At 36.0% G+C, this 22,890-nt stretch carries 22 protein-coding genes; 12 read left to right on the top strand and 10 right to left on the bottom strand.

All coding sequences use genetic code 11. The features are described from left to right. Window positions 1-43 precede the first annotated feature (43 nt). Window positions 44-385 carry a winged helix-turn-helix transcriptional regulator gene (locus tag ACWPWS_RS17470; protein WP_309512818.1) on the bottom strand — a complete coding sequence of 114 codons (342 nt, stop codon included), beginning with the start codon at window positions 383-385 and terminating at the stop codon, window positions 44-46. Between the two features lie 96 nt (window positions 386-481). On the opposite strand from ACWPWS_RS17470, the gene ACWPWS_RS17465 reads away from it, so the two are divergent. Beyond that, window positions 482-1,282: a DNA alkylation repair protein gene (locus ACWPWS_RS17465; protein ID WP_454047373.1), complete on the top strand. Its 801-nt coding sequence runs from the start codon at window positions 482-484 to the stop codon at window positions 1,280-1,282. 324 nt (window positions 1,283-1,606) lie between these two features. Here the strand turns inward: ACWPWS_RS17465 and ACWPWS_RS17460 are convergent, their stop codons facing one another. Then, window positions 1,607-2,365: a TIGR03915 family putative DNA repair protein gene (locus ACWPWS_RS17460; protein ID WP_454047372.1), complete on the bottom strand. Its 759-nt coding sequence runs from the start codon at window positions 2,363-2,365 to the stop codon at window positions 1,607-1,609. Between the two features lie 170 nt (window positions 2,366-2,535). Next, complete coding sequence (locus tag ACWPWS_RS17455; protein WP_454047371.1) at window positions 2,536-3,795, bottom strand: putative DNA modification/repair radical SAM protein; 1,260 nt, start codon at window positions 3,793-3,795, stop codon at window positions 2,536-2,538. A 156-nt stretch (window positions 3,796-3,951) separates the two neighbouring features. Between ACWPWS_RS17455 and ACWPWS_RS17450 the strand changes: the two genes are divergently transcribed. From ACWPWS_RS17450 to sucC, 5 genes are all read left to right on the top strand, one after another. Next, window positions 3,952-5,280: a hydroxymethylglutaryl-CoA reductase, degradative gene (locus ACWPWS_RS17450; RefSeq protein ID WP_454047370.1), complete on the top strand. Its 1,329-nt coding sequence runs from the start codon at window positions 3,952-3,954 to the stop codon at window positions 5,278-5,280. Window positions 5,281-5,446: 166 nt separating this feature from the next. Then, entirely contained in the window at window positions 5,447-6,517 is a 1,071-nt protein-coding gene (locus ACWPWS_RS17445) for a hypothetical protein (protein ID WP_454047369.1), read from the top strand. Window position 6,518: 1 nt separating this feature from the next. Further along, window positions 6,519-6,905, top strand: a complete 387-nt coding sequence (locus ACWPWS_RS17440; RefSeq protein ID WP_047096689.1) for a DUF423 domain-containing protein — start codon at window positions 6,519-6,521, stop codon at window positions 6,903-6,905. Between the two features lie 2 nt (window positions 6,906-6,907). Then, complete coding sequence (locus ACWPWS_RS17435) at window positions 6,908-8,185, top strand: chloride channel protein (protein ID WP_454047368.1); 1,278 nt, start codon at window positions 6,908-6,910, stop codon at window positions 8,183-8,185. 130 nt (window positions 8,186-8,315) lie between these two features. Then, the gene (gene sucC, locus ACWPWS_RS17430; protein WP_047386334.1) at window positions 8,316-9,506 is read left to right on the top strand and encodes an ADP-forming succinate--CoA ligase subunit beta; all 1,191 of its coding nucleotides are present in this window, start codon (window positions 8,316-8,318) and stop codon (window positions 9,504-9,506) included. Between the two features lie 89 nt (window positions 9,507-9,595). Here the strand turns inward: sucC and ACWPWS_RS17425 are convergent, their stop codons facing one another. Further along, window positions 9,596-9,943 (bottom strand): hypothetical protein, encoded by a 348-nt coding sequence (locus tag ACWPWS_RS17425; RefSeq protein WP_454047367.1) that lies wholly within the window; start codon window positions 9,941-9,943, stop codon window positions 9,596-9,598. 64 nt (window positions 9,944-10,007) lie between these two features. On the opposite strand from ACWPWS_RS17425, the gene ACWPWS_RS17420 reads away from it, so the two are divergent. Next, window positions 10,008-10,196, top strand: a complete 189-nt coding sequence (locus ACWPWS_RS17420) for a hypothetical protein (protein WP_454047366.1) — start codon at window positions 10,008-10,010, stop codon at window positions 10,194-10,196. Window positions 10,197-10,302: 106 nt separating this feature from the next. On the opposite strand, the gene ACWPWS_RS17415 is transcribed toward ACWPWS_RS17420, so the two are convergent. Next, entirely contained in the window at window positions 10,303-11,187 is an 885-nt protein-coding gene (locus ACWPWS_RS17415; RefSeq protein ID WP_209787294.1) for a mechanosensitive ion channel family protein, read from the bottom strand. A gap of 95 nt (window positions 11,188-11,282) precedes the next feature. On the opposite strand from ACWPWS_RS17415, the gene ACWPWS_RS17410 reads away from it, so the two are divergent. Next, the gene (locus tag ACWPWS_RS17410) at window positions 11,283-11,918 is read left to right on the top strand and encodes a peroxiredoxin (RefSeq protein ID WP_454047365.1); all 636 of its coding nucleotides are present in this window, start codon (window positions 11,283-11,285) and stop codon (window positions 11,916-11,918) included. 104 nt (window positions 11,919-12,022) lie between these two features. Here the strand turns inward: ACWPWS_RS17410 and ACWPWS_RS17405 are convergent, their stop codons facing one another. The 3 genes from ACWPWS_RS17405 to ACWPWS_RS17395 form a co-directional block, all read right to left on the bottom strand. Continuing rightward, complete coding sequence (locus tag ACWPWS_RS17405; protein ID WP_034694879.1) at window positions 12,023-12,613, bottom strand: hypothetical protein; 591 nt, start codon at window positions 12,611-12,613, stop codon at window positions 12,023-12,025. A gap of 267 nt (window positions 12,614-12,880) precedes the next feature. Beyond that, window positions 12,881-13,396 (bottom strand): hypothetical protein, encoded by a 516-nt coding sequence (locus ACWPWS_RS17400; protein WP_454047364.1) that lies wholly within the window; start codon window positions 13,394-13,396, stop codon window positions 12,881-12,883. 95 nt (window positions 13,397-13,491) lie between these two features. Beyond that, window positions 13,492-15,777, bottom strand: coding sequence for a TonB-dependent siderophore receptor (locus ACWPWS_RS17395; RefSeq protein WP_209787298.1), 2,286 nt, complete (start codon window positions 15,775-15,777; stop codon window positions 13,492-13,494). A 180-nt stretch (window positions 15,778-15,957) separates the two neighbouring features. Here ACWPWS_RS17395 and ACWPWS_RS17390 point away from each other — a divergent pair, with 180 nt between their 5' ends. After that, on the top strand, window positions 15,958-17,013 hold the full coding sequence (locus ACWPWS_RS17390; protein WP_454047363.1) for a Gfo/Idh/MocA family oxidoreductase: 1,056 nt from the start codon (window positions 15,958-15,960) through the stop codon (window positions 17,011-17,013). Between the two features lie 162 nt (window positions 17,014-17,175). Here ACWPWS_RS17390 and ACWPWS_RS17385 read toward each other — a convergent pair whose 3' ends face one another. Continuing rightward, a complete protein-coding gene (locus ACWPWS_RS17385) occupies window positions 17,176-19,068 on the bottom strand; it encodes an ABC-F family ATP-binding cassette domain-containing protein (RefSeq protein ID WP_454047362.1) in 1,893 nt (630 codons plus the stop codon). A 214-nt stretch (window positions 19,069-19,282) separates the two neighbouring features. On the opposite strand from ACWPWS_RS17385, the gene ACWPWS_RS17380 reads away from it, so the two are divergent. Next, complete coding sequence (locus ACWPWS_RS17380; RefSeq protein WP_454047361.1) at window positions 19,283-19,795, top strand: 5' nucleotidase, NT5C type; 513 nt, start codon at window positions 19,283-19,285, stop codon at window positions 19,793-19,795. A 99-nt stretch (window positions 19,796-19,894) separates the two neighbouring features. On the opposite strand, the gene ACWPWS_RS17375 is transcribed toward ACWPWS_RS17380, so the two are convergent. Then, window positions 19,895-20,758 carry a glycoside hydrolase family 25 protein gene (locus ACWPWS_RS17375; RefSeq protein WP_209787304.1) on the bottom strand — a complete coding sequence of 288 codons (864 nt, stop codon included), beginning with the start codon at window positions 20,756-20,758 and terminating at the stop codon, window positions 19,895-19,897. A gap of 66 nt (window positions 20,759-20,824) precedes the next feature. Here ACWPWS_RS17375 and ACWPWS_RS17370 point away from each other — a divergent pair, with 66 nt between their 5' ends. After that, the gene (locus ACWPWS_RS17370) at window positions 20,825-22,087 is read left to right on the top strand and encodes an NAD(P)/FAD-dependent oxidoreductase (RefSeq protein WP_454047360.1); all 1,263 of its coding nucleotides are present in this window, start codon (window positions 20,825-20,827) and stop codon (window positions 22,085-22,087) included. Continuing rightward, window positions 22,084-22,755 carry a tRNA (guanosine(37)-N1)-methyltransferase TrmD gene (gene trmD / locus ACWPWS_RS17365; protein ID WP_454047359.1) on the top strand — a complete coding sequence of 224 codons (672 nt, stop codon included), beginning with the start codon at window positions 22,084-22,086 and terminating at the stop codon, window positions 22,753-22,755. The genes ACWPWS_RS17370 and trmD overlap by 4 nt, the downstream gene beginning before the upstream one ends. Window positions 22,756-22,890 lie beyond the last annotated feature (135 nt).

Genomic DNA, 22,890 nt, shown 5'->3' with positions numbered 1-22,890 from the left:
CTGGCAATAAGGATTTTGAAAATATGAAGATTTGAAACCTGCTTTACCCCTTTTCTTTTTCCGGAATTAAAAGTTTTCCCCAATCATTCAATTGCCAGAGGATTTCCACCAGCTTTTCACCAAGTTCCGTTAAAGTGTATTCAACCCTTGGGGGAAGTTCATTAAAAGACTGTTTCGTTAAAATACCATCTTCCACCATTTCAGTCAGCTGCTGATTCAGAACTCTTCGGTCCACTTTTGCAATACCACGCAAAAATTCACTGGGACGTTTTTTCCCTTCATTGATCTGCCAGACAATAGGAATTTTCCATTTTCCGCTGATGGTATTGACTGCAACTTCCAACGGGCAGATTTTATTTTCTTCAGCTCTTTCCTTTGTTTCCATAAAATTGACTTTTTTATCCCTATGGGTGAAAAATATGCGCTATTGTTTTTGTCTGTTTACTTTCAGACTTTTGTAAAGATAATCATTAAAAACAGCATGTCAGAAAAACGAAAAGGTGCCCGCTCCATCAAAGATATTCCACCAGATATCTTAGAACAACTGAACAAAGGTGAAATTGAAACTGCCAATCTTACGGAATGGCTGGCGGTAGATCAAAGGCTGTTGTTGGAAAATCTTCTTCAGCAGAATCACCGTACAGAATATTTGAAACCCATTTTAGAAAATGTAGATCAACTGAAAAAACAAACGGTTAATACCATCAATGAAACCATTGGCATTGGTTTGCTTCATTGGGCTGAAAATAATAAAGATGAAGAATTTCTGCTGAAGCTATCAACCCATCCGGCAGATCTGGTGCGATGCTGGGCTGCTTATACGATCGGAAGAAACCGTAATTTGACATTCACAGAGAAATTAAACAAAATCCAGCCGTTTGCTTCTGATACCCATTTTGGAGTGAGGGAAATATGCTGGATGACCGTACGTCCGGATATTTCAAAAAATCTTGTCGAAAGCTTATCTGTTTTATCAGAATGGACTCAGCATGACAATGAAAATGTGAGACGCTTTGCCAGTGAATCTACCAGACCAAGAGGAGTGTGGTGTGAACATATTGATGCTTTAAAACAAAATCCTGGGCTAGGACTGGAAATCTTAGAACCTTTACGATCCGATTCTTCCCGCTATGTGCAGGATAGTGTCGGTAATTGGCTGAATGATGCAAGTAAATCACAACCCGAGTTCGTGGTGGAAATCTGTGATGAATGGCTTCGGGAAAGTCCCACAAAAGAAACGCAGTATATCGTCAAAAAAGCATTGCGAACGATTAAAAAGTAAAAGTTATCCACAAATTTGAAATGTTGATTTCAATTCTTGTTGCATAAATAACGGGTTTTCATTTATTTATATAAGATTCCCATATTCCTTATTCTTTTAGAAATGCCTTAATCTGCTTAGTTTTTAAGGAAAGAACTGTTTTGAAATATTTTCAATGTTAACGGTATGTTAACTGTAAAAAGTTATCCACAATATGAGTTTTTGATTAATGTGGATTCTATCAGTCACTAAATTAATAGTTTAAATAAAAATTAAAAAATGAGGACTTGAAATTCCCTCTTTTCTTCGCCGAAAAAAAAGTTATCCACAATATGGAATTTCAGACTACCATTTTTCAGTCAGATACTTCCAATATCTTTTCGGAACATGCTGAATATGCAGTTTCATATTCTTTCGTTCCACAATATTTGTTTTGGTAAAATAGCGTTGCCAAAGTACCTGATAACTCTTTTCCTCATCATGAAATTTCTGCTGATACTGATGGAAATCCAGTTTCTCATCGGGATAGAAAAAATCACAGTTCTCCAGGTCGTAAAGAATTCCATAGTTTCTTCTCAGATCATAGATCATCCATTTCTGATCCTGATACCGGTCATTAAAATGTTTTCTTATTAATGGAAGAACATTAAAGTCAGGATCTATTTTGGAAAAGAAGACTTCATCTTTCATTTTTTCAAAACGGACAAATGCGGTCATTCTATGCCTTTCCCTGTCTACTGATTTCCCGATTTTAGAGATTTTCAAAATATCAGAATCAGCAAAATTTTCAAGGATATTTACTTCGGGATGCTTCATAGATTGTCTTACCGCAGACAAGATGAGGTTTTCAAGATGGGGCTCTTCTGATAAAAAAACTTTTAAAAGTTTATAAACGCCCTGTTTTCCGATATTCTGTTCCAGTTTGTTCAGAACTCTTTCAGATTTTTCTGTCTGGGTAATAACTTCATGGATCTCAGCAAAAATATTTTCCTGGTGAAATCTTTCTCTACTTGTGATCTCTACATCTTTATAACGGTATTCGAAAACTTCAAATATCGCAGTGAAAAGTCCGTCGAAACTGCCATCGTAGAGTAGGGTTGTCATATATTTAATTTAAAAATTTATTTGTGTTTGTCATTCTGAATGAAATAAAATGAAATGAAGAATCTGGTTAATTGAAGAGATTCTTCCTTCGTCAGAATGACAGTAGTGTTGTATTATAAATTTGTTATCATTCATGAAAATATTAGTGTGACTTGTGTTTAATATCAGGATCAAAATAAAGTCAGCTGTTGTGAAAACTGATTATGAAATTTGGATGAGCTTCCCCCAATCAGCAGCTTTCTGAAGTTTTTATCCGTTAAATATCTTAGGTAAGCATTCCCTGCATTGAAATCAATAAAATATTTCGCCCGGTTTACAGCAGCACCCAATTTTTTCAAATGATCCATTGTTAAAACCTGGAAACGTCTTGCACTGACAATTTTCTGGGCTGTTTTCACTCCAATTCCCGGAATTCTTAAAATCATCTGATATTCGGCGGTCTGAAGATTAATAGGAAATTGATGAAGGTTTCGCAATGCCCAGCTTAATTTGGGATCTACTTCCAGATCAAGGAAGGGCATATTCGGATCCAAAATCTCTTCTGCTTTAAAACCATAAAACCGCATCAGCCAGTCAGACTGATACAATCGGTTTTCACGAAGCATAGGAACTTCTGTCGTTAAAGAAGGCAGTCTCTGATCTTCCAGAACCGGAACATATCCGGAATAATAAACCCTTTTCAGATTAAAATTTTTATAAAAATGATCGGCAACTTTGATGATCTGAAGGTCGTTTTCATTGGTTGCTCCAACGATCATCTGCGTAGACTGTCCTGCTGGAGCAAACTTGGGAACTTTTTTCAGAACTTTCTTTTCATCCTTATATTGAATGATTCCTTTTTGAATATACCGCATTGGGCTGATCATATCCTGTCTGTTTTTTTCAGGTGCCAATAATTTTAATCCGCTTTCTGTAGGGATTTCAATGTTTACTGATAAACGATCTGCATACAAAGCGGCTTCCTGCATCAGGCCGTCACTCGCTCCCGGAATAGATTTAAGATGAATATAGCCGTTAAAGTTCTCTTCCAGCCGAAGTTTTTTGGCAACTCTTACAAGTCGCTCCATCGTTGTATCTGCATTTTTGAAAATTCCTGAACTCAGAAATAAACCTTCAATATAGTTTCTGCGATAAAAATTGATGGTGAGATCTACCACTTCTTCCACTGTAAATGCAGCTCTTTTAATATCATTGGAGCTTCTGGAAACACAGTAAGCACAATCGTAAATACAATGATTGGTCAATAGAATTTTAAGCAAAGAAACACATCTGCCATCTTCTGTATAGGTATGACAAATCCCACTTGCGGAACTGTCTCCCAAAGCTCCCTTTTTATTCTTTCTCGTTCCTCCGCTTGATGAACAGGAAACGTCATACTTCGCTGCATCAGCAAGGATTTCAAGCTTTTCTTTCAGGCGGTCAAAATTCATACTTTTAAATGATTGATATGTTTTGTATCGGAATTATATTTAAATATTGTTCAAATTTAGTTCCAAAATTGATAAATGTCAATCTTTTTTCATAGAAGTTATCAACAAAAAAGAGTCTCAAAATCATTATATTTACGGCTCATTAAAGTTTATATCATGAATCATAAACCAATCGAAGGTTTTTCCAAGCTTCCAAAGCAGGGGAAAATCGAATGGCTCGTAAACGAATATCTTGAAGGAAACCAGGAATATCAAAATATATTAAAACAATATTGGAACGATGATGCAGATCTTCAGAAACTTCATGAAGAGTTTTCTGAAAATACCATCTCCAATTTTTATATGCCGTACGGAATTGCTCCGAACTTTTTAATCGATGGAAAACTATTGGCTCTTCCAATGGCTGTTGAAGAAAGTTCTGTAGTAGCAGCAGCTTCCAAAGCCGCTAAATTCTGGATCGACAAAGGTGGTTTTAAGACTACCATTATCAATACAGAAAAGTTGGGACACACCCACTTTATTTTTAATGTAGAGCCTCATAAATTATTACATTTCTTTAATTTCAGTTTAAAGAAAAAACTTCTCGAATCAACGGAAGATATTACAGCCAACATGAGAAAACGTGGTGGTGGTATTTTAAATATCAGCCTGGTTGATAAAACTGCAGAAATGCCCAATTACTACCAGTTGAAAGCAAGTTTTGATACGGTAGATTCAATGGGGGCAAACTTTATCAACTCATGTCTTGAGCAGTTCGGGAAAACATTAAGACAGGAAGTGGCAACCAGTGAAGATTTTACCCAAGAAGAAAAAAATTCTTTACAGATTGTAATGAATATCCTTTCCAACTTTACGCCTGACTGTATTGTGAGAGCTGAGGTTTCATGTAAAATGGAAGATTTAAAAGACGATAGTGGAATTTCTCCTGAAGAATTTGCTTCTAAATTCAAACAGGCAGTTACCATTGCAGAAATTGAACCTTACCGTGCAACAACCCATAATAAAGGAGTAATGAACGGAGTAGATGCTGTTGTGATTGCTACCGGAAATGATTTCAGAGCTACTGAAGCCTGTGCACATGCGTATGCAGCGAGAGACGGACAGTACAGATCTTTAACCCACTGTACAACAGATAACGGAGTTTTCAGATTCTGGATTGATCTTCCTATTTCTGTAGGAGTTGTAGGAGGGCTTACCAATCTTCATCCTTTGGTAAAATTCTCGTTAGCACTTCTTGGAAAACCTTCCGCACAGGAATTGATGAGTATTCTTGCTGTTTCAGGTCTTGCACAAAACTTTGGAGCATTACGTTCTCTGGTTACTACAGGAATTCAGAAAGGTCATATGAAAATGCACTTACTGAATATTCTGAACCAATTGGGAGCTACAGAGGAGGAAAAGCAGCATTTTGTGACTTATTTTAAAGATAAGACGGTGAGCCATCATGAGGTGATCAATGAATTTAACAGAATGAGAGAAAACTAATGTTACAGATCATTTTGCCCATTGTATTCCTTCTTTTTGGATTTTTTCTGAAGAAAACAAACAATGAAGGTTTCAGAAGTTCCAAGAGATTTGCCAATATGTTTATCATACTGGGAATTTCTACATTGGTTGCCAAGTTTATTTTAATGTATCTAAAATCAAAATAGTGAAAAAGAGTATTGTATTTTTCTTACTGATTTCCGGGTTAAGTTTTTCGCAACAGCAAAAAGTGAAAATAAGTAATCTGCAGCCGAAAACTGAAGATACCGTTTTTCCGGTTGTTTCTTATCCTGAAAATCCGAGAGTAGAAAATAAAATCAATACATTTCTGCAGGTAGATCAGCTGGAATATGTTCCCGGATCTGGTGGAAACCCTTTTAAACTGGCTTCTACAGCAACCAATTCCTATTCAAACTATGTTTATTTTTATAGTTGGGACAAGATTGAAACTCCTAAAAATATTCTGAGTATTGCAATAAATGGTGAAGCTTCTGGTGCATATCCGGAAGAGTTTGCAGACTGGAAAAATTTCGATGTGAGAACCGGAAACTATATCAACCCTGAAGATTTATTTCAGGCAGGGAGTTTTAAAACGGTCAATGGTTTAATTCAAAAGAAAATTCAAAAAAGAGTCGGTGATTTTTTAACCCAACTAAAATCTGAAAAAAATCCTTCAGAAGAAACTCAGGATCAGATTGCTCTGTATGAAGATTGTTTCATGGAGTATACTTTGAATGGCATCAAATATTTTTTTGGAAAGGATAAACTGACTTTTGTTGCCGGAAGATGTTCCAACCATGCTATGCGGGCGCTGGATGATCTGGGAAGTCACGAGATAGAATTTTCTTACAAAGAGCTTGACAAATATTGGAGTTCTTATGCTAAAAACCTGATTTCCGGATCTGAAAAGACAGAGATAACAAGTCTTAATAATAAATTGTATAAGGGAAAGATCGATGGAAAGTATTCCATTACTGTTTTGATCAATCAGGTATATGATGATGGTTCTTTCTCTGCAAAATACTGGTATGAGAAAAATAAAAAACTGATTGAGTGGAACGGAAAGATAAAAGGTAATCATATCTCTATTATAGAAAACGATTATTATAGCGAAGAAACCAACCAGTGGGTTTTCAAAGCCTTGGTGGAAGCAGATTTGCAAGGCAGGAAAATCATCGGAACCTGGCAGGATGAGAAAACAAAAAAATATTTAACCCTAGAATTAGAAGAGTTATAAAATGAAAACAATTACTTTAGTTTTTGGAGCAGTTTACGGAATGGTGTCTGTAATCCTGGGTGCATTCGGAGCACATGCTTTAAAGAAAATATTAGCTGTGGAAAGACTGGAAAGTTTTGAAACAGGAGTGAGATATCAGATGTATGCAGCTTTTTTCCTGCTGATCATTGGTTATATTTTAAAATTTGAAACTTCTGCTGAAAAGTGGACTTCCATTTTAATGATTGCAGGAACCCTTTTATTCTCAGTGAGCATCTATTTCCTGAGCATGCAGGATTATCTTGGAATGAATCTTAAATTCCTAGGCCCTATCACTCCGCTTGGAGGTTTAATGATGATCTTAAGCTGGGGAATGCTGATCTTTTATTTTGCTAAAAACAGAATTTAGGAATGAAGATTAACAGAAGAAGACGGTTAATACGAACATTCAATCTTTTAGATCAACCTATCAGATTCAATCCGTTTGTGTTCAGCCGCACTTTTTTTATGTGGGCTGTCACAGGCCTTGTAGGCGGTATTATTGCCGGAGGATATTGGATCGTTCTGGAACATTTTACAGAATTTTTAGCTGAGTTTCAAGGTTGGCAAGTTATTCCAACCATGGCGATCTGTGGTTTGCTGGCCGGGCTGGTAATCCATTTTATAGGTGATCCCGGAGAAATTCATTTGATCGTTAACAACATCAGATTCAATAAAGGAAAACTGGAACCGAAGAATAATCCTTCGATGATCCTTTCTTCTCTTTTTTGTGTTGCATCAGGTGGAAGTTTGGGTCCTGAAGCTCCTTTGGTGCAGGTTACAGGATCTACGGGAACCTGGCTGGGAAAAATTTTCAGACTGAAGGGAGAAGAACTGCGTTCTTTGAGTATTGCCGGGATGGCTTCCGGTTTTACAGCATTATTTGGTGCTCCGCTTGGAGGAAGTCTTTTTTCCTTGGAAATTTTGCATCATAAACATGCTGTAGAGTATTATAAAGCCATTATTCCTGCGTTGGTAGCAAGCTGTTTCAGCTATCTGATGTTTGCTTTGATTATCCATTTAGGAATTGGAGCAACCTGGGATCTGAAAGCATATCATTATACCGGAGTGTATGATTTTCTTTATGCTACATTGTTCGGAATTGTAGGAACTCTTTTCGGGTGGATTTTCATTTTTGTCGTTAAGTTTTTCAAGAAAGTTTTCGAATACAGAGCGTTCCCGATATATATTAAAACACTCGTAGGAGGAATTATTTTAGGAATCATTGCCTATAATTTTCCTATTACAAGATACTTTGGGCACAACGAGATCAATCAGCTGATCGGAGGAAACTTCGGATTGAATTTTTTAATCCTGATTCTGGTCTTTAAAATACTGGCTATTGCCATTACTGTAACTTCCGGATGGAGAGGTGGATTTATCATTCCTTTGTTTTTTGTAGGAACTACATTAGGATTAATTATTCACAATTTGTTTCCAAACGTAGATACCACATTAGCCATTGTAAGCTGTATGGCGGCGATCAATGCCTGCGTAACAAGAACACCGATGAGTACTACAATTATTCTGGGAACCCTAACGGGATTTACTTATTTTGTGCCAATATTATTTGCCAGCCTTACCGGATATTTCCTGGCTCCGAAAATTCCGTTTATCGGATCTCAGTCTGAGAAATTGTCGGAAGAATAGGGGAAATGGAGTGATATGTTAAAAATCAAGTCCATCAGACTTTAAATTTTAAGTCAATAAACTTGAACTTCCGTGTCTTTTTAGTAAATTTGTCAACCTTTAAATATTAAAATAAAATAATAAAAATAATATGAATCTTCACGAGTATCAATCAAAAGAGATTTTATCAAAGTATGGAGTAGCTATCCAACGTGGTTTCGTTGCAAACAACGTAGAAGAAGCTGTAGCAGCTGCTGAAAAATTGACTGCTGAAACCGGAGCACAGGCTTGGGTTGTAAAAGCACAGATTCACGCAGGTGGTCGTGGTAAAGGTGGGGGTGTTAAGTTTTCTCCAAACATGGATAAACTTAAAGAAAACGCTCAGAATATCATCGGAATGCAGTTGGTAACTCCTCAAACTTCTGCTGAAGGTAAAAAAGTACACTCTGTTTTGGTTGCAGAAGATGTTTATTATCCTGGAGAATCTGAAACTAAAGAATTTTATGTTTCTATTCTTTTAGATAGAGCTGAAGGAAAAAATACAATCGTATATTCTACTGAAGGTGGTATGGATATTGAGCACGTTGCAGAAGTAACTCCTCATTTGATCCACAACGAATTGATTGACCCGGCAATCGGTCTTCAAGGATTCCAGGCTAGAAAAATTGCTTTCAACCTAGGTCTTGAAGGTAATGCATTCAAAGAATTTGTGAAATTTATTTCATCTCTTTACAATGCATATACAGGAATTGATGCTTCTCTTTTCGAAATCAACCCGGTATTAAAAACTTCTGATAACAAAATTATCGCTGTAGATGCTAAAGTAACTTTAGATGACAACTCATTGTTCCGTCACAAAGATTTAGCTGAGCTTAGAGATACTAGAGAAGAAGATCCAATGGATGTAGAAGCTGGTGAAGCTGGTCTTAACTTCGTAAAATTGGATGGTAACGTTGCTTGTATGGTAAACGGAGCTGGTCTTGCAATGGCAACTATGGATATCATCAAATTATCAGGTGGTAACCCGGCAAACTTCCTTGACGTAGGAGGTACTGCAGATGCTCAGAGAGTACAGACTGCTTTCGGAATCATCTTAAGAGATCCAAACGTAAAAGCAATCTTGATCAACATCTTCGGAGGTATCGTAAGATGTGACAGAGTTGCTCAGGGTGTTGTAGATGCTTACAAAGCTATGGGTAGCCTTCCGGTTCCATTGATCGTAAGATTACAGGGAACTAACGCTGTAGAAGCTAAAAAATTAATTGACGAGTCTGGTCTTCCGGTACACTCTGCAATTACTTTAGAAGAAGCTGCAAACAAAGTAAAAGAAGTTTTAGCTTAATCTGAAATTTTCAAATAAATAAAAACCGTTCCTTTCTGGAGCGGTTTTTTTGTTATTATTTTGAGTGGTAATCGTTGAATTAACAGGATTTATTTCCTGAATTCTTCCAGCCGGTAAAGATCCAGAACATTGGGTGCAATTTTTAAATCTGGCCTGAAAATCAATATTCCTTTCACAAAATTTTTGAGTAACAAATTTCCATTGGTAATAACGGTGTCAATATTTAAATTGACAGTCTTCCGGGTAGCTTTTTTTAATTCAGGCTCAAAGAAATAGATACATAAACCAGGAGCAGATTCATCATACTCTGTCAATAATACATCATATTGATCAGTTTCCGGATTGGGGTGAAGTTCAGCATAGGTTATGGAATGTACAATGTTCCGGTTGCAGTAATGATGAATTCCTTTTTCATCAACAATAATATGAGTGGTCATATTTTTTTCATTTTTCTGGAAGAGCATCCAGATACAAAAACATAGGATTGCTATAAAAAGGGCAATGAGAACAATTTTTATTTCTCCTGAGATTTCTTTTGCATTAAATGCCAATATAGCCATTATGATAATGGATAAAGGAGTCATAATTAAAAACGCTATGCCAACCACTTTTATCAATAAAGAAAGCCTTTTTGAAGTTTTTGATTCAATAGGGTGGAATGAATTGGATTGTGATGGCATTGTTTTATAGATTAAGATCTTTACATAAAAGTAAGAAATTATACGGTAATAAACTGAATATAAAACGGTTATAATGCATAATCTAATTCGATCAGTAAGCCAGAATATAAAAGCATTTATTTGTCATGATTTTCTGGAGGAAGAGATTCCCCATTGGTAATGCTGATACTGGTTGGTGTTACCAACTGAACTTTGTCCAAATCAAAACGTTCTTTAATTCCTAAATAGGCCTTACTTCTTATTTGAGCAAGGTTAGCTCCTACTTTTATCCAGAATTTCACTTGCAGGTTAAATGCCCCTTGTTTAAGGTCTGTAAAGATCACCTCTATAGTATCTAACTTATCCACATTATCAAGGTTTTTAATCACATCAAGAATTCCTTTCTGTGCTTTGCTGATATCTTCATCAGCAGGAATTTCAAAATTTAAAATAATCCTGCGTTGTGGGGAAGCGGTAATATTATAAAACGGAGCATTGAAGACAACCTGATTGGGAATGTAGGCTTTCTTACCGTCATCAGTAAGCAGTTTTGTGGTTAAAAACCCAATTTCCTGTACCGTTCCGGAATGAGCTCCAATTGTGATATAATCTCCTACTTTATAGGCCTTATCAATGCCAATCAGCATTCCGGAGAAAATACTTGACACAAGATCTTTCAAGGCAACCCCTGCAATAACCCCTGCCACTCCTAAGCTTCCGATAAATTTCCAAAGAAAACCACTGAAACCCATTATTTCCAGAGAAATAAATGTTCCCATCAGCATAATCAGGAATCTGAATACACTGATTAAGGCTACTAAAGAACTCTCTTTTTTGCTTTTCGGGAAAAATTGATGGAATAATTTTACGGCTCCTTTGCTTAAATATTTACTGCTAATAAGAAAAAAGGTAAATACTAAAATTCCGACAATCAGCTTTGGAGTTAGTTCCGCAAATGTTACATACCAATTTTCCAATACTTTATAAACAAGATCTACATACCTGAGCCCGGTTTTCTCCATGAATAAAAATTTTAATTAAAGATATAAATTTTCAACAAAAAATTTGCCAGTTCCAAAAAGTCTACTAAATTTGTAGACTATAAAGAATGAACATTATGTCAATCAAATTAGGAGATACAGCACCCAACTTTCAGGCAGAATCATCTGTAGGGGATATCAATTTTTATAATTATCTGGGAGATTCCTGGGGAATTCTGTTTTCGCATCCTGCAGATTATACGCCCGTATGCACTACAGAATTGGGGTATACAGCTAAGCTGCAGTCTGAATTTGATAAAAGAGGCACTAAAGTGATCGCTCTGAGTGTAGATGGAGTAGAGGATCATCAAAACTGGGTGAAAGATGTTAATGAGACACAGAATACCCATGTTTTGTTTCCCATTATTGCTGATAAAGACAGAAAGGTTTCGGAGCTGTATGATTTTATTCATCCCAATGCTTCCGCTACGGCTACTGTACGTTCTCTTTTGATTATTGATCCTTCCAAAAAAGTAAGACTGATTATTACCTATCCGGCCTCTACAGGAAGAAATTTTGATGAGATCCTTAGAGTGCTGGATTCTTTACAGCTGGTAGATAATTATAGGGTGGCTACTCCTGTTAACTGGGAAAATGGGGAAGATGTTATTATACCGCCTACCATTTCTACGGAAGAAGCCAGGGAAATTTTTCCAAAAGGGGTAACGGAAATAAAGCCGTATCTAAGATATACCCCACAACCGAATACATGATTTATTTGATTTTTTATAGTTTAGTTTTAATTTGTACGAAAAGCGCCCCGAAATTAAATTCCGGGGCGCTTTCATTTTATAATTATGTATTGTAAATCGATCGATTACTTAACATCGTTGATGATTTGTTTACCTTTAGAAGTTGGTAAATAAATGCTAAATCCTACATTGAAAGTTAAAGTAGAAGTTAATCCCTCGCTACCAAATCCAGCAACACCATTATATTTTACTAAACCTTCAACACCGATATTTGGTGTAATGAAGTATGAATAACCAGGACCTGCTCCAAAATCTAAACCTGTAGTAGAGTTAGATCCTTCAGTAGAAGTACCTCCAACACCTACATTACCTTCGAAGAACCATCTTCCGTGGTGTAATAAGTTATCTACTCCTTTTTCTCCTGGAGAAACATAATATCTACCTAAAGCTCCAACTTTATATACAAAATTGGTAGGCGATCCATTTGTTACTTTATTAAATCCTAAATCTACATATCCTCCTACTGCTACATTGTCTTGAATAAAATAAGCTGCTTTTGGCTGTAGTGAAATATTATATCCACCGCCTGTATTTAAACCAAAATTACTGGCTACGATGCTACTTCCTACCATCCAATTACCTTTCTGAATCTGAGCGTTTGCAGTTGCTGTTAAGCCTGCTACGGCTAATATCCCTGTTAAAATAAGTTTTTTCATAATTTATTATTTTAATAATTAAATGTTTATTATTCACGAATTATAGAAAAAACAATAAATGTGCCAGACTCTTAATTTTACGTAATTTCTCTAAATAAACGTTAAGATTTCCAGGATGATACATTTTGGTTTTTTAACATATTTTCTGCGGATTTCGTAACGATAAATAAAATAAAACAAGCGTTTTGAAATGAAAATGATAAAAATAGATATGAGGACATTAATGTTCAAAACTGTTGTTTTTTCTTTATCCAGCTTTCATATTATTTAAATAAATAAAAGAATTACAGAAATAATAAGTCCTGCAATGGTAAACTTAATTCCGCGTTTGAATGCTTTTGTCTTAGGATTAAACATCCAGAAACTGGAGATCACGAAAAAGAAAAGAGAAACCCCAAAAAATACGCTTAAAGGCGATATCGCATCTTTAGACTGTGATTTGTGAAGAGAAACCATTTTGTCTAATACGAAAGGTAATTCCTTTTTTGAGTACTTGGCTTTTCCGGTGGCACTGTCATAAGTTCCCTGTTTAAAATAAAGAACACTTCCTTCCGTTTTTTCCACTTCCAGGCCTTTCATCTTCAGTTCTTTTTTGAGTTCTTTTTCTGTAAGATGAGCTGCGATGTTTTTTTCATATTTCTTTTCGCTTTTCAGAAAATCAGTGTCTCTGTACACCAGAAGAATTCCACTTAATGAATATACAGCCATAATTCCGGCAAGGAAATATCCCAGATAACGGTGGGTAATTCTCATGAAGCTTCTTGTGTCTTTAATCTTATCCATATCTTATTGTTTTGTTTTTGTTTTAAAATTTCAAAAGTGGAAACTGCAAAAATGCAATCTCCACTTTTAATGAAAGAATTATTATATAAAGAATTCTAGAGTCTGTATGTTAATGTGAAATAGTAGTTTCTAGGGGTGATAGGGTTCACTGAATAATTCTCGTGAACATTGTAGTTTACAACATCAAACAGGTTGCCCACTTTTCCTTGAATAGAGAATTTTTTCCACTCGTAGCCTACAGATAAAGAAACCGTTGTGTAATCTTTTAGATCAAACATTCTACTTACGTTGTTTCTGCTTGTATTTGTAGATTTTGAATCATTCCATCCAGCGATTCTGTCTCCGATGTAATAAATTCCGGCACCGATTTTTAACCCTTTTACGTAGTTTGTAAATTTATAGAAAACCGAAGCATTCGCTGTTGTAGCCGGTGTTCTTACCAATCTTTGGTTTTCAACATATCCTTTTTCCGGAGTGTCTGTGTACACAGAATTATTATAAGAAAAACCTCCGATAATAGATAAGTTTTCTGTAGGATTTCCAGTAATATCTAGTTCCACACCACGGCTTCTCATATTTCCTGCAAATTCTTTAAGATTGGTATCTGTTGAATTTACTGGTGCTCCGTTTGGAGCAGAAGCGAACCAGTAGGTTTGATAGTAATTGTTGTACATGATCTGGTAAGCCGTTAAGTTAACCGCTAAAGCATTATTCCAGAAATTCTTTTTAACTCCAATCTCGTATTGGTCAACTGTTGAAGGTTTTATGCTTTGTCTTGATAAAGTAGTTAACTGATTTTGAACATCAGTAACAGATTGGTTGGTATTTACGGTACCAAACTGATCTGAAGTATATCCTGCATTTGAAGCAAATGAATTAGTATAAGTTGCAAACACCGAAAGGTTTTCATTTGGAGCATACACCAAACCTACTTTTGGAGAAAATGCATTGTCAGAGGTTGACGAATTTGCTACTTCAATTTTATCATTTAATGTAAAACGAGTGGTCAGTGTAGGCATGTTTTCGATATAAGACCATCTTAGACCAGCAATCACTTTTAATTGCTTTGTTAAGCTGATAAAATCTTGTGCATAGATCCCGATTCTTCTTGTATTGATTCTATTTCTTGTACTAAGAGTAGAATTTGGCATATCAATACTTCCCCATGTTGAAGGATCATCTAAATAGAGAAGGTTTTTAGGCGCTGTAATATTATAAGCATAAGCATCTGCCTGGCTATAATCAGCATCTGAACCAATTAAAACTTTATGGTTGATGCTTCCTGTATTGAATTCACCATTGATATTTACTTGTGCAGAAGTATAATTTTGTTCGTTGTAAGTTCTACCAAAAGGTCTTTTCCAGGATAATCTGTTGGGATCTACAGTTGCATCTTTAGTTTCATATATCCATTGTACTCTTTCAGAAGAAAAATAATCTTTAGTATAGTTTTGGTAAGAAGCAGTAGCGTTCAAAGACCATCTTTCGTTAAACTGATGATTAAAGGTTACATTCGTAGAAGCTTGCTGTACATTTTGATATTGCCAGTCGGTTCCGAAGAAAGTGTTTCTGGAAACTGCGTCATTCAATCTGTAGCTTTGGTCTTTTTCAGTAATAGACCCAATTCCGAAATCCGGAGTGAAATTATTTTTAAGATAATCTGCCTCAACAATTAATTGAGACTTATCACTTAAATTAAATAAAAATGAAGGGTTAAAGTAGTACTTCTCTGATTCTACAACATCTCTGAAGCTTTCGGCATGCTCATATGCTCCATTTATTCTGAATGCAACGTTTTTAGATAAAGGTCCATAGATGTCAACAGTTGGCTTATAAGAATTCCAGCTTCCTCCATTTAATCCGATGCTTCCACCAAAATTGAATTTAGGTTTTTTGGTAATCATATTGATAACACCACCTGCGGCTGTATTACCAAAAAGCATGGCGTTGGCTCCCTTTAAAACTTCTACTCTTTCAAGACCACTTACTTCAGGGAAAACGCCGCTATTTATTCTTGAACCATTTTTAAAAATGTTATCATTTCCTAAAATGAAACCACGTCCACCAAAGCTGTCCTGAGAATTTCCTCTGGATGAAGTGATATACAGACCGTTTACATTCTGAAGAACATCACTCAATTGTTTTGCCTGCTGCTGCTCAATAATTTCGTGGGTAACAATAGCAATAGGCTGTGGATTTTCCATTACCGTCAGATTTGATTTTGTCGATAATGCTCTTGCCTGGTTAGGATTTCCCGTTTTATGAAGATTAATATCCTCAATAGTCTGAGTTCTGATGGTATCTGCCTCAGCATTTTTCATCTGAGAACTCACTGAAACAGCGATGAATAGAAGACCTAAAGAAAGTAATTGTCTTTTCATTTTATTTTTATGTAGAACAGTTTTAAATAAGGCGCAAATGTAAGTATTTGTTTAGAATAGATAAAAATAATTTTATGATTTAAATCATATTTCAGAGTTGGTGAGATGGATTGTTTCTATAGCGCCTTTAGGCTAAGGGATAGAGAAATTTTTATGAATATATTTGTTAAAAATTATAATATGCAATTGGTAAAAGCAGGGCTTTGTGCCTTTGGAATGAGCGGAAAAGTATTCCATGCTCCCTTTTTAAAGGAACATCCGGGATTTTTTATGTCTGCCGTGGTAGAAAGAAGTAAGGAAGATTCAAAAGAAAAATATCCGGAAGCAACCATTTACCGTTCTGTGGAGGAAATGCTTCAGCAGGCAGATGTAGAGCTGGTGATTATCAATACTCCTGTTCAGACCCATTATGAATATGCAAAAAAAGCGTTGGAGGCCGGTAAAAATATTATTGTGGAAAAACCTTTTACAGTAAATGTTTCTGAGGCTGAAGAGCTGGTTCAATTGGCTGAGGAAAAAGGATTGTTCCTAAGTGTATATCAAAACCGAAGATTCGACCGTGATTTTTTACAGGTTCAAAAGGTTTTAGCTGATGGGAAATTAGGAAATATAAAAGAAACAGAGATTCGTTTTGACAGATTCCGTACGACTCCAAGTGGAAAACAGCATAAAGAAAGCCCGGATCAGGTAGGCTCAGGATCACTTCACGATTTGGGAGCACATCTGGTAGATCAGGCTGTACTGTATTTTGGGTATCCTGAAAAGCTTTTTGCAGATGTATTTTCGATGAAAGGAAGCGAATTTGCGAATGATTATTTTGAAATTCTGTTATTCTACAAAAATGATCTGAGAGTGAGATTGAAAACATCGGTTTTCAGTAAAGAAGGCCATTATGCTTATACCATTCACGGAGATCGAGGAACTTTCCTGCAGGAAAGAACAGATAATCAGGAAAACGAATTGGTAGCAGGCGCTATTCCTGTGTATGGAAAAGAATGGACGCAGCCTTTGAAAGAATCTGATGGAATATTGAATTTCCTGAATGAAAACTCTGAAACAGAAAGAATTCTAACTTCAACTGAAGCCGGAAACTACATGGATTATTACCAGCAGATCTATGAACATATTGTTTTTGGATACGCCTTACCATCTCCGGGAAGAGAAGTTATTCAGAATATGAAAATCATTGACGCTTCTCTGAAAAGTGCAAAAGAAGAAAGAATAATTGAATTATAAATTATAAATGATGAGTTGTGAATTATGAATGAATTCAAAGAATTAGAGAGTTTTAGGGTTGGAGAGTTTGAGTGTAAATGAATTGGAAACCTCTAATCACGATTACTATTAACTTTTAAACCTTAAACCTTAAACCTTGAATTCATTCATAATTCATCATTATTAAAGGAGTTCCTGAAGCTCCAGCCATCTCATTTCATGGTTCTCCAGTTTTTCTGAAACAGTTTCCAGTTCCGAAGAAAGTTTGGCTATTTTTTCATAATCAGCTTCGTTGTTGAGATTGTCCAGAATTTTGGTGCGCTGTTCTTCCAGTGCAGGCATTTCTTTTTCAATCGTTTCCAGTTCTCTTTGTTCTTTAAAAGTTAGTTTTCTTTTAGAATGGGAAGGCTGAGTACTCTCTGCTGAAGAAACTGCTTCTTTTACAGGCTCAGGTTTTACAGCTGTATTTTTTTCTAATGCTTCCTCGCGGCTTCTTGCTTCTCTGTATTCTGAGAAGTTTCCAACAAAATCTCTGATTTTTCCTTCTCCCTCAAAAGCCAGAACGTGATCTACAATTCTGTCCATAAAATACCTGTCGTGGGAAACGATAATCAAAGATCCCTGGAATTGCTGAAGGAAATTTTCTAAAACCGTCAACGTAGGAAGATCCAGATCATTCGTAGGCTCATCAAAAATCAAAAAGTTAGGATTTTGATACAAAATATACATCAGGTGAAGTCTTCTTTTTTCCCCTCCCGAAAGTTTAGAAATGGGAGAATATTGAGTCTGATCATCAAATAAGAACAATCTTAAAAACTGTGAAGCAGATAAACTCTTTCCATTAGCTAGCGGATAAAATTCTGCAATTTCCTTGATGAAATCAATGACACGCTCATCCTCTTTATAAGCAAGACCTTTTTGTGAGAAATAACCGAAAGAAATAGTTTCTCCTGTTTCAATTTCTCCTTTATCAGCCTTTTCAAGACCTTGAATAATATTAAGCAGGGTAGATTTTCCCGCACCATTCTTTCCAATGATTCCCACCTTTTCTCCACGCTGAAACTGGTAGCTGAAATCTTTTAAAAGAACTTTAGGTCCAAAGCTTTTATCAATATTTTTGAGTTCAAGAATTTTATTTCCCAGACGCTTCATTTCAAAATCCAGCTCAAGCCCGTCTTTTCTGGTGTCGGTTTTGGCTACCTTTTCAGTTTCGTAGAACGCATCGATTCTGCTTTTTGATTTTGTAGTTCTGGCTTTTGGCTGTCTTCGCATCCATTCCAGTTCCTTTCTGTAAAGGTTGTTTGCCTTATCAATCGTAGCATTAAGATTCTCTTCGCGGATCATCTTATTCTCAAGATAAGTAGCATACGAACCGTTGTGAAAATAAAGATTCTGATCTTCCATTTCCCAGATTATATCACAAACACTGTCAAGGAAATATCGGTCGTGAGTAACAAGCAATAGCGTGATTTTTGCCTTATTCAGATAGTTTTCAAGCCATTCCACCATGTTTACATCAAGGTGGTTGGTTGGTTCGTCCATGATAAGAAGAGTGTGTCTGTGCTCGGCTCTTGTCTCTGTTAAAAGTTTAGCCAGAGCTACACGTTTGATCTGTCCTCCGGAAAGAGTTCCCATTTTAGCATCCAGATCAGTAATTTTAAGCTGGGAAAGAATCTGTTTCATTTCATTTTCCAGATCCCATGCTTTATGAACTTCCATATCCGCTAATGCTTTCTCAATAAAATCATGATCTGTGGAATGAAGTGACTGATGATAGTTTTTAAGCGCAAGGATAGGTTCTGAATCAAGAGCCATCATAAATTCTTCAATGCTGAGCTTAGGATCAAAGTTGATTTCCTGGTCAAATAATACTACCTGGATATCTTTGTTGATAATCACAGTTCCGCTGTCTGCAATTTCCTTACCCATTAATATTTTCAGAAGGGTAGATTTTCCACTTCCGTTTTTGGCAACAATAGCTATTTTATCTCCTTCATTAATATGAAAAGAAATGTCTTTAAACAAAACTTTGATGCCGTAAGATTTGGTGAGATTTTCTGCAGAAACGTAATTCATTGGGAATTAATGGTTTGATTTTAATTTTGAATTGAACCGCAAAAATACGAAAATGTAGCCTAAAACTTCCCGGAAGCTCTTTTATAAAAATGAATATTTATAATTTTTTAATAAACTGTGCTCCTTATCTGAAAAAACTAATTAGTAAATTTGATCAACACAATGAAATTTAAATTGTAAATAGTAATACATAACACAAAACCTGATTGAAGTAATGAAAAAAGTTATTGTCGACATGGATGGGGTAATGGCGGATGTATATCATCAGCTGGTACAATTTGAAAAAAGAGATACAGGAAAAGAAATTGAAATCAGTGATTTGACTGGTAAGCCTGAAATAGAGTCTTTTCCAAACGGGAAAAAACATGTAAATGAGGTAGGTTTTTTCAGAACCTTACCTGTGATGAAAGGAAGCCGTGAGGCAATAGAATATCTGAATAATAAATATGATCTGTATATTGTATCTGCAGGAATGGAATTTCCGAACAGCTTAAGAGAAAAATATGATTGGCTGGCAGAACATTTTCCGTTCATCACATGGGAGCAGATTGTTCTTTGCGGAAGTAAAAAAGTGGTTGCCGGAGATGTTATGATAGATGATTATCCAAAAAATTTAGATCATTTTTCAGGGCAGAGATTGATATTTACCCAGCCTCATAATGAACTGATAGAAAATGATACTTATGAAAGAGTTCATTCCTGGGAAGAAATTATGAGTATCCTTTAAAATTTTAAAGCTGGAAGAAGGAGGGTGGAGATTGGAAGGGATGACATCATTTCATTAACTCCCATCTTCCTGTTTCTAGCTTCCTTTCTTATTTTATTTCTAATCCAGTGTCAGTCTTTTCAACGACCACGAATTACCATTATAAATATCAAGATCCACTTTCGCATTGATCCCATGAACAATTCCGTTTTCTGTAAACTGCCAGAAATCCCACTCATCGTCGGGAGAAGGAGACGGAACATCATTGTAATTGGCAAGCCATAAAGGATAGCCTTCAAACTCACCTTTCAGAAAATCTTTATAATAATGATAATAGGTATAGATGATAGGTTTTTCGCCATAGGCTTCTTCTACGATTTTACACCATACTTTCAGGTCTTCAATCAGTTTTTTATTGGTTTTACGCTTTGGGATTTTTTCAATATCAAGAATGGGAGGAAGGTCTCCACTCTCCAGTTTTACATTTTTTAAAAAATTATTTGCCTGGATCACAGGATCTTCATCAGCTCTGTAAAAATGGTAGGCACCACGGATGAGATTATGTTTTTTAGCACTTTCCCAGAACTCATCAAAATGCTTATCTGCACTTCGGTTTCCCATGGTGGCGCGCATGACAACATATTCTAACGGGATTGTTTTATTTCCAATACTCAGACTGTCCCATTTGATATCTTCCCGGTTCTGATAATGAGAAACATCAAAGCCATAGGTTTTATCAAGATTGCTGGCTAGGATTCTCTGAATTCTTGCCGCTTCCTTTTCACTGTTATGAAGTTTTTTATGCTTAAATTTATTAAAGTACAATGCATAATAGTAGCTTACAGACTGTTTTAAATAAAATCCTGTTCCCACCAATGCTACGATTAATATGCCCAATATCACCCATCTTCGGAAAAAATACTTCTTCCGTCTGGATTTATGGACTTGTTTGGCAGTTTTTTTGGTGTACTTTTTTGGTGTCATAAAGTTTTGCAAAACTAACTTTTTTCACTGCTAAATGCTAAAATAAAATCAGTAAATTTGTGTATTATGGAAACACGCGAAAAAATCATCATTATTGGAGGAGGATTTGCGGGGCTGCAGCTTGCAAAAACATTGAATAACAAGAATAAAAAGGTCATTGTTCTCGATCGGATGAACCACCATATGTTTCAGCCGCTTTTTTATCAGGTAGCCTCAGGGAGGATAGAACCTTCCAACATTTCTTTTCCCTTCAGAAAGATTTTTCAGCAGTCCAGAAACACCCAGTTTCGTATGACAGAGGTGAAAGAAATAGATCCTGCCAATCATAAAGTGATTACCGACGAAGCAGAATTTACCTATGATAAACTCATCATTGCAACAGGGTGTAAAACTAATTTTTTCGGAAACAAAGATCTGGAAGGAAAAGCTTTCGGAATGAAAAATACCCAGGAAGCCATCAGCATCAGAAATCATGTTTTGATGACCTTTGAAAAACTGATTATTGAAAAAAGCCGAAGTGATGACGGTAACTGGAACATCGTTATCGTAGGAAGCGGTCCAACAGGAGTAGAGCTGGCAGGAGCTTTTGCTGAAATGAAAAAAGACATCCTTCCAAGAGATTATCCTTATATGAACTTTGATCATCTGAAGATTATTCTGGTAAGTTCTACAGAAAAACCTCTTGCTGTAATGAGCAGTGAAGCTCAGGAGAAATCCGAAAAATATCTTAAAGATCTTGGGGTCACTTTTATGAGCGGAGAAGTAGTGACAGATTATGACGGAGATAAAGTTCATTTGAAAAGTGGAAAAGAAATTCCTTCCAATAATGTCATCTGGGCAGCCGGAGTTACAGGAAATGTGGTAGGAGGTTTTCCGGAAGACAAATTAGTAAGAAACAGATATATTGTAGATCGATATAATAAAATACAGGGTTACGATAATATTTATGCTATCGGGGATATTGCCTATATGGAAACTCCTAAATATCCACAGGGACATCCTCAGGTAGCCAACGTAGCTATTAATCAGGCAAAAAATTTAGGTAAAAATCTTTTAAAGAAAAGTCAGGAAGAGTGGAAAGAATATGAATATGATGACAAAGGCTCATTGGCAACAATTGGGAAGCACAGAGCTGTTGTGGATCTGCCATTTATAAAATTCCAGGGATTTCTTGCGTGGTATTTCTGGATGTTTCTCCATTTAATGCTAATTTTGAGCGTTCGAAATAAGCTGGCCATATTCTTCAACTGGATGTGGAGCTATATCAACAAAGATTCTTCTTTAAGATTAATTATTATACCTACTAAGAAAAACGGAACATTACAATGAGAATTGACATAATAAGCGTACTTCCGGAATTGATGGAAAGTCCGTTCAAAACTTCTATTTTGAAAAGAGCGATGGATAAAGGGCTGGTAGAAGTACATTTTCATCAATTGAGAGACTGGGCGATTAATAAGCACAGACAAATTGATGACGAGCCTTACGGAGGCGGTGCAGGAATGGTAATGATGGTGGAGCCACTGGATAAATGTATTTCAGAGCTTAAATCTCAAAGAAATTATGATGAAGTTATCTATCTGACTCCGGATGGTGTTACTTTGAACCAAAAAATTGCCAATTCACTTTCCATCAAAGAGAATCTGATGTTTCTTTGTGGGCATTATAAAGGAATAGACCAGAGAGTAAGAGATCTTCATATTACCAAAGAAATTTCAATTGGAGACTACGTTCTTACAGGCGGAGAGCTGGCAGCCTGTGTGCTTGCAGATTCAATCATCAGATTGCTTCCTGGTGTTTTAAATGATGAACAGAGTGCTTTAACAGACAGTTTTCAGGATGATCTTCTTTCACCGCCTATCTATACAAGACCCGAAAGTTATAAAGGTCTGGAAGTTCCCAGAATCCTGTTGAGTGGGAATTCCGGAAAAATTGAAGAATGGCGTCATGATGAAGCCGTAAGAATTACAAAGGAAAAACGTCCCGATTTACTGTAAACAAATTGTCAGCATTTATCTAATGCTGATCTGCGTATTTAATTCCATTTATAATAGGTGAATGGAATAATATTTGTTGTAAGTTTAATAGGTGTGAAAAACATTAACACTTCTTATTTTAAATTGAAAATTTAT

It is taken from the genome of Chryseobacterium sp. Marseille-Q8038, from assembly GCF_965111995.1.
Note: the sequence above shows the minus strand (reverse complement) of the source record. Positions and strands in the feature narration are given on the sequence as shown.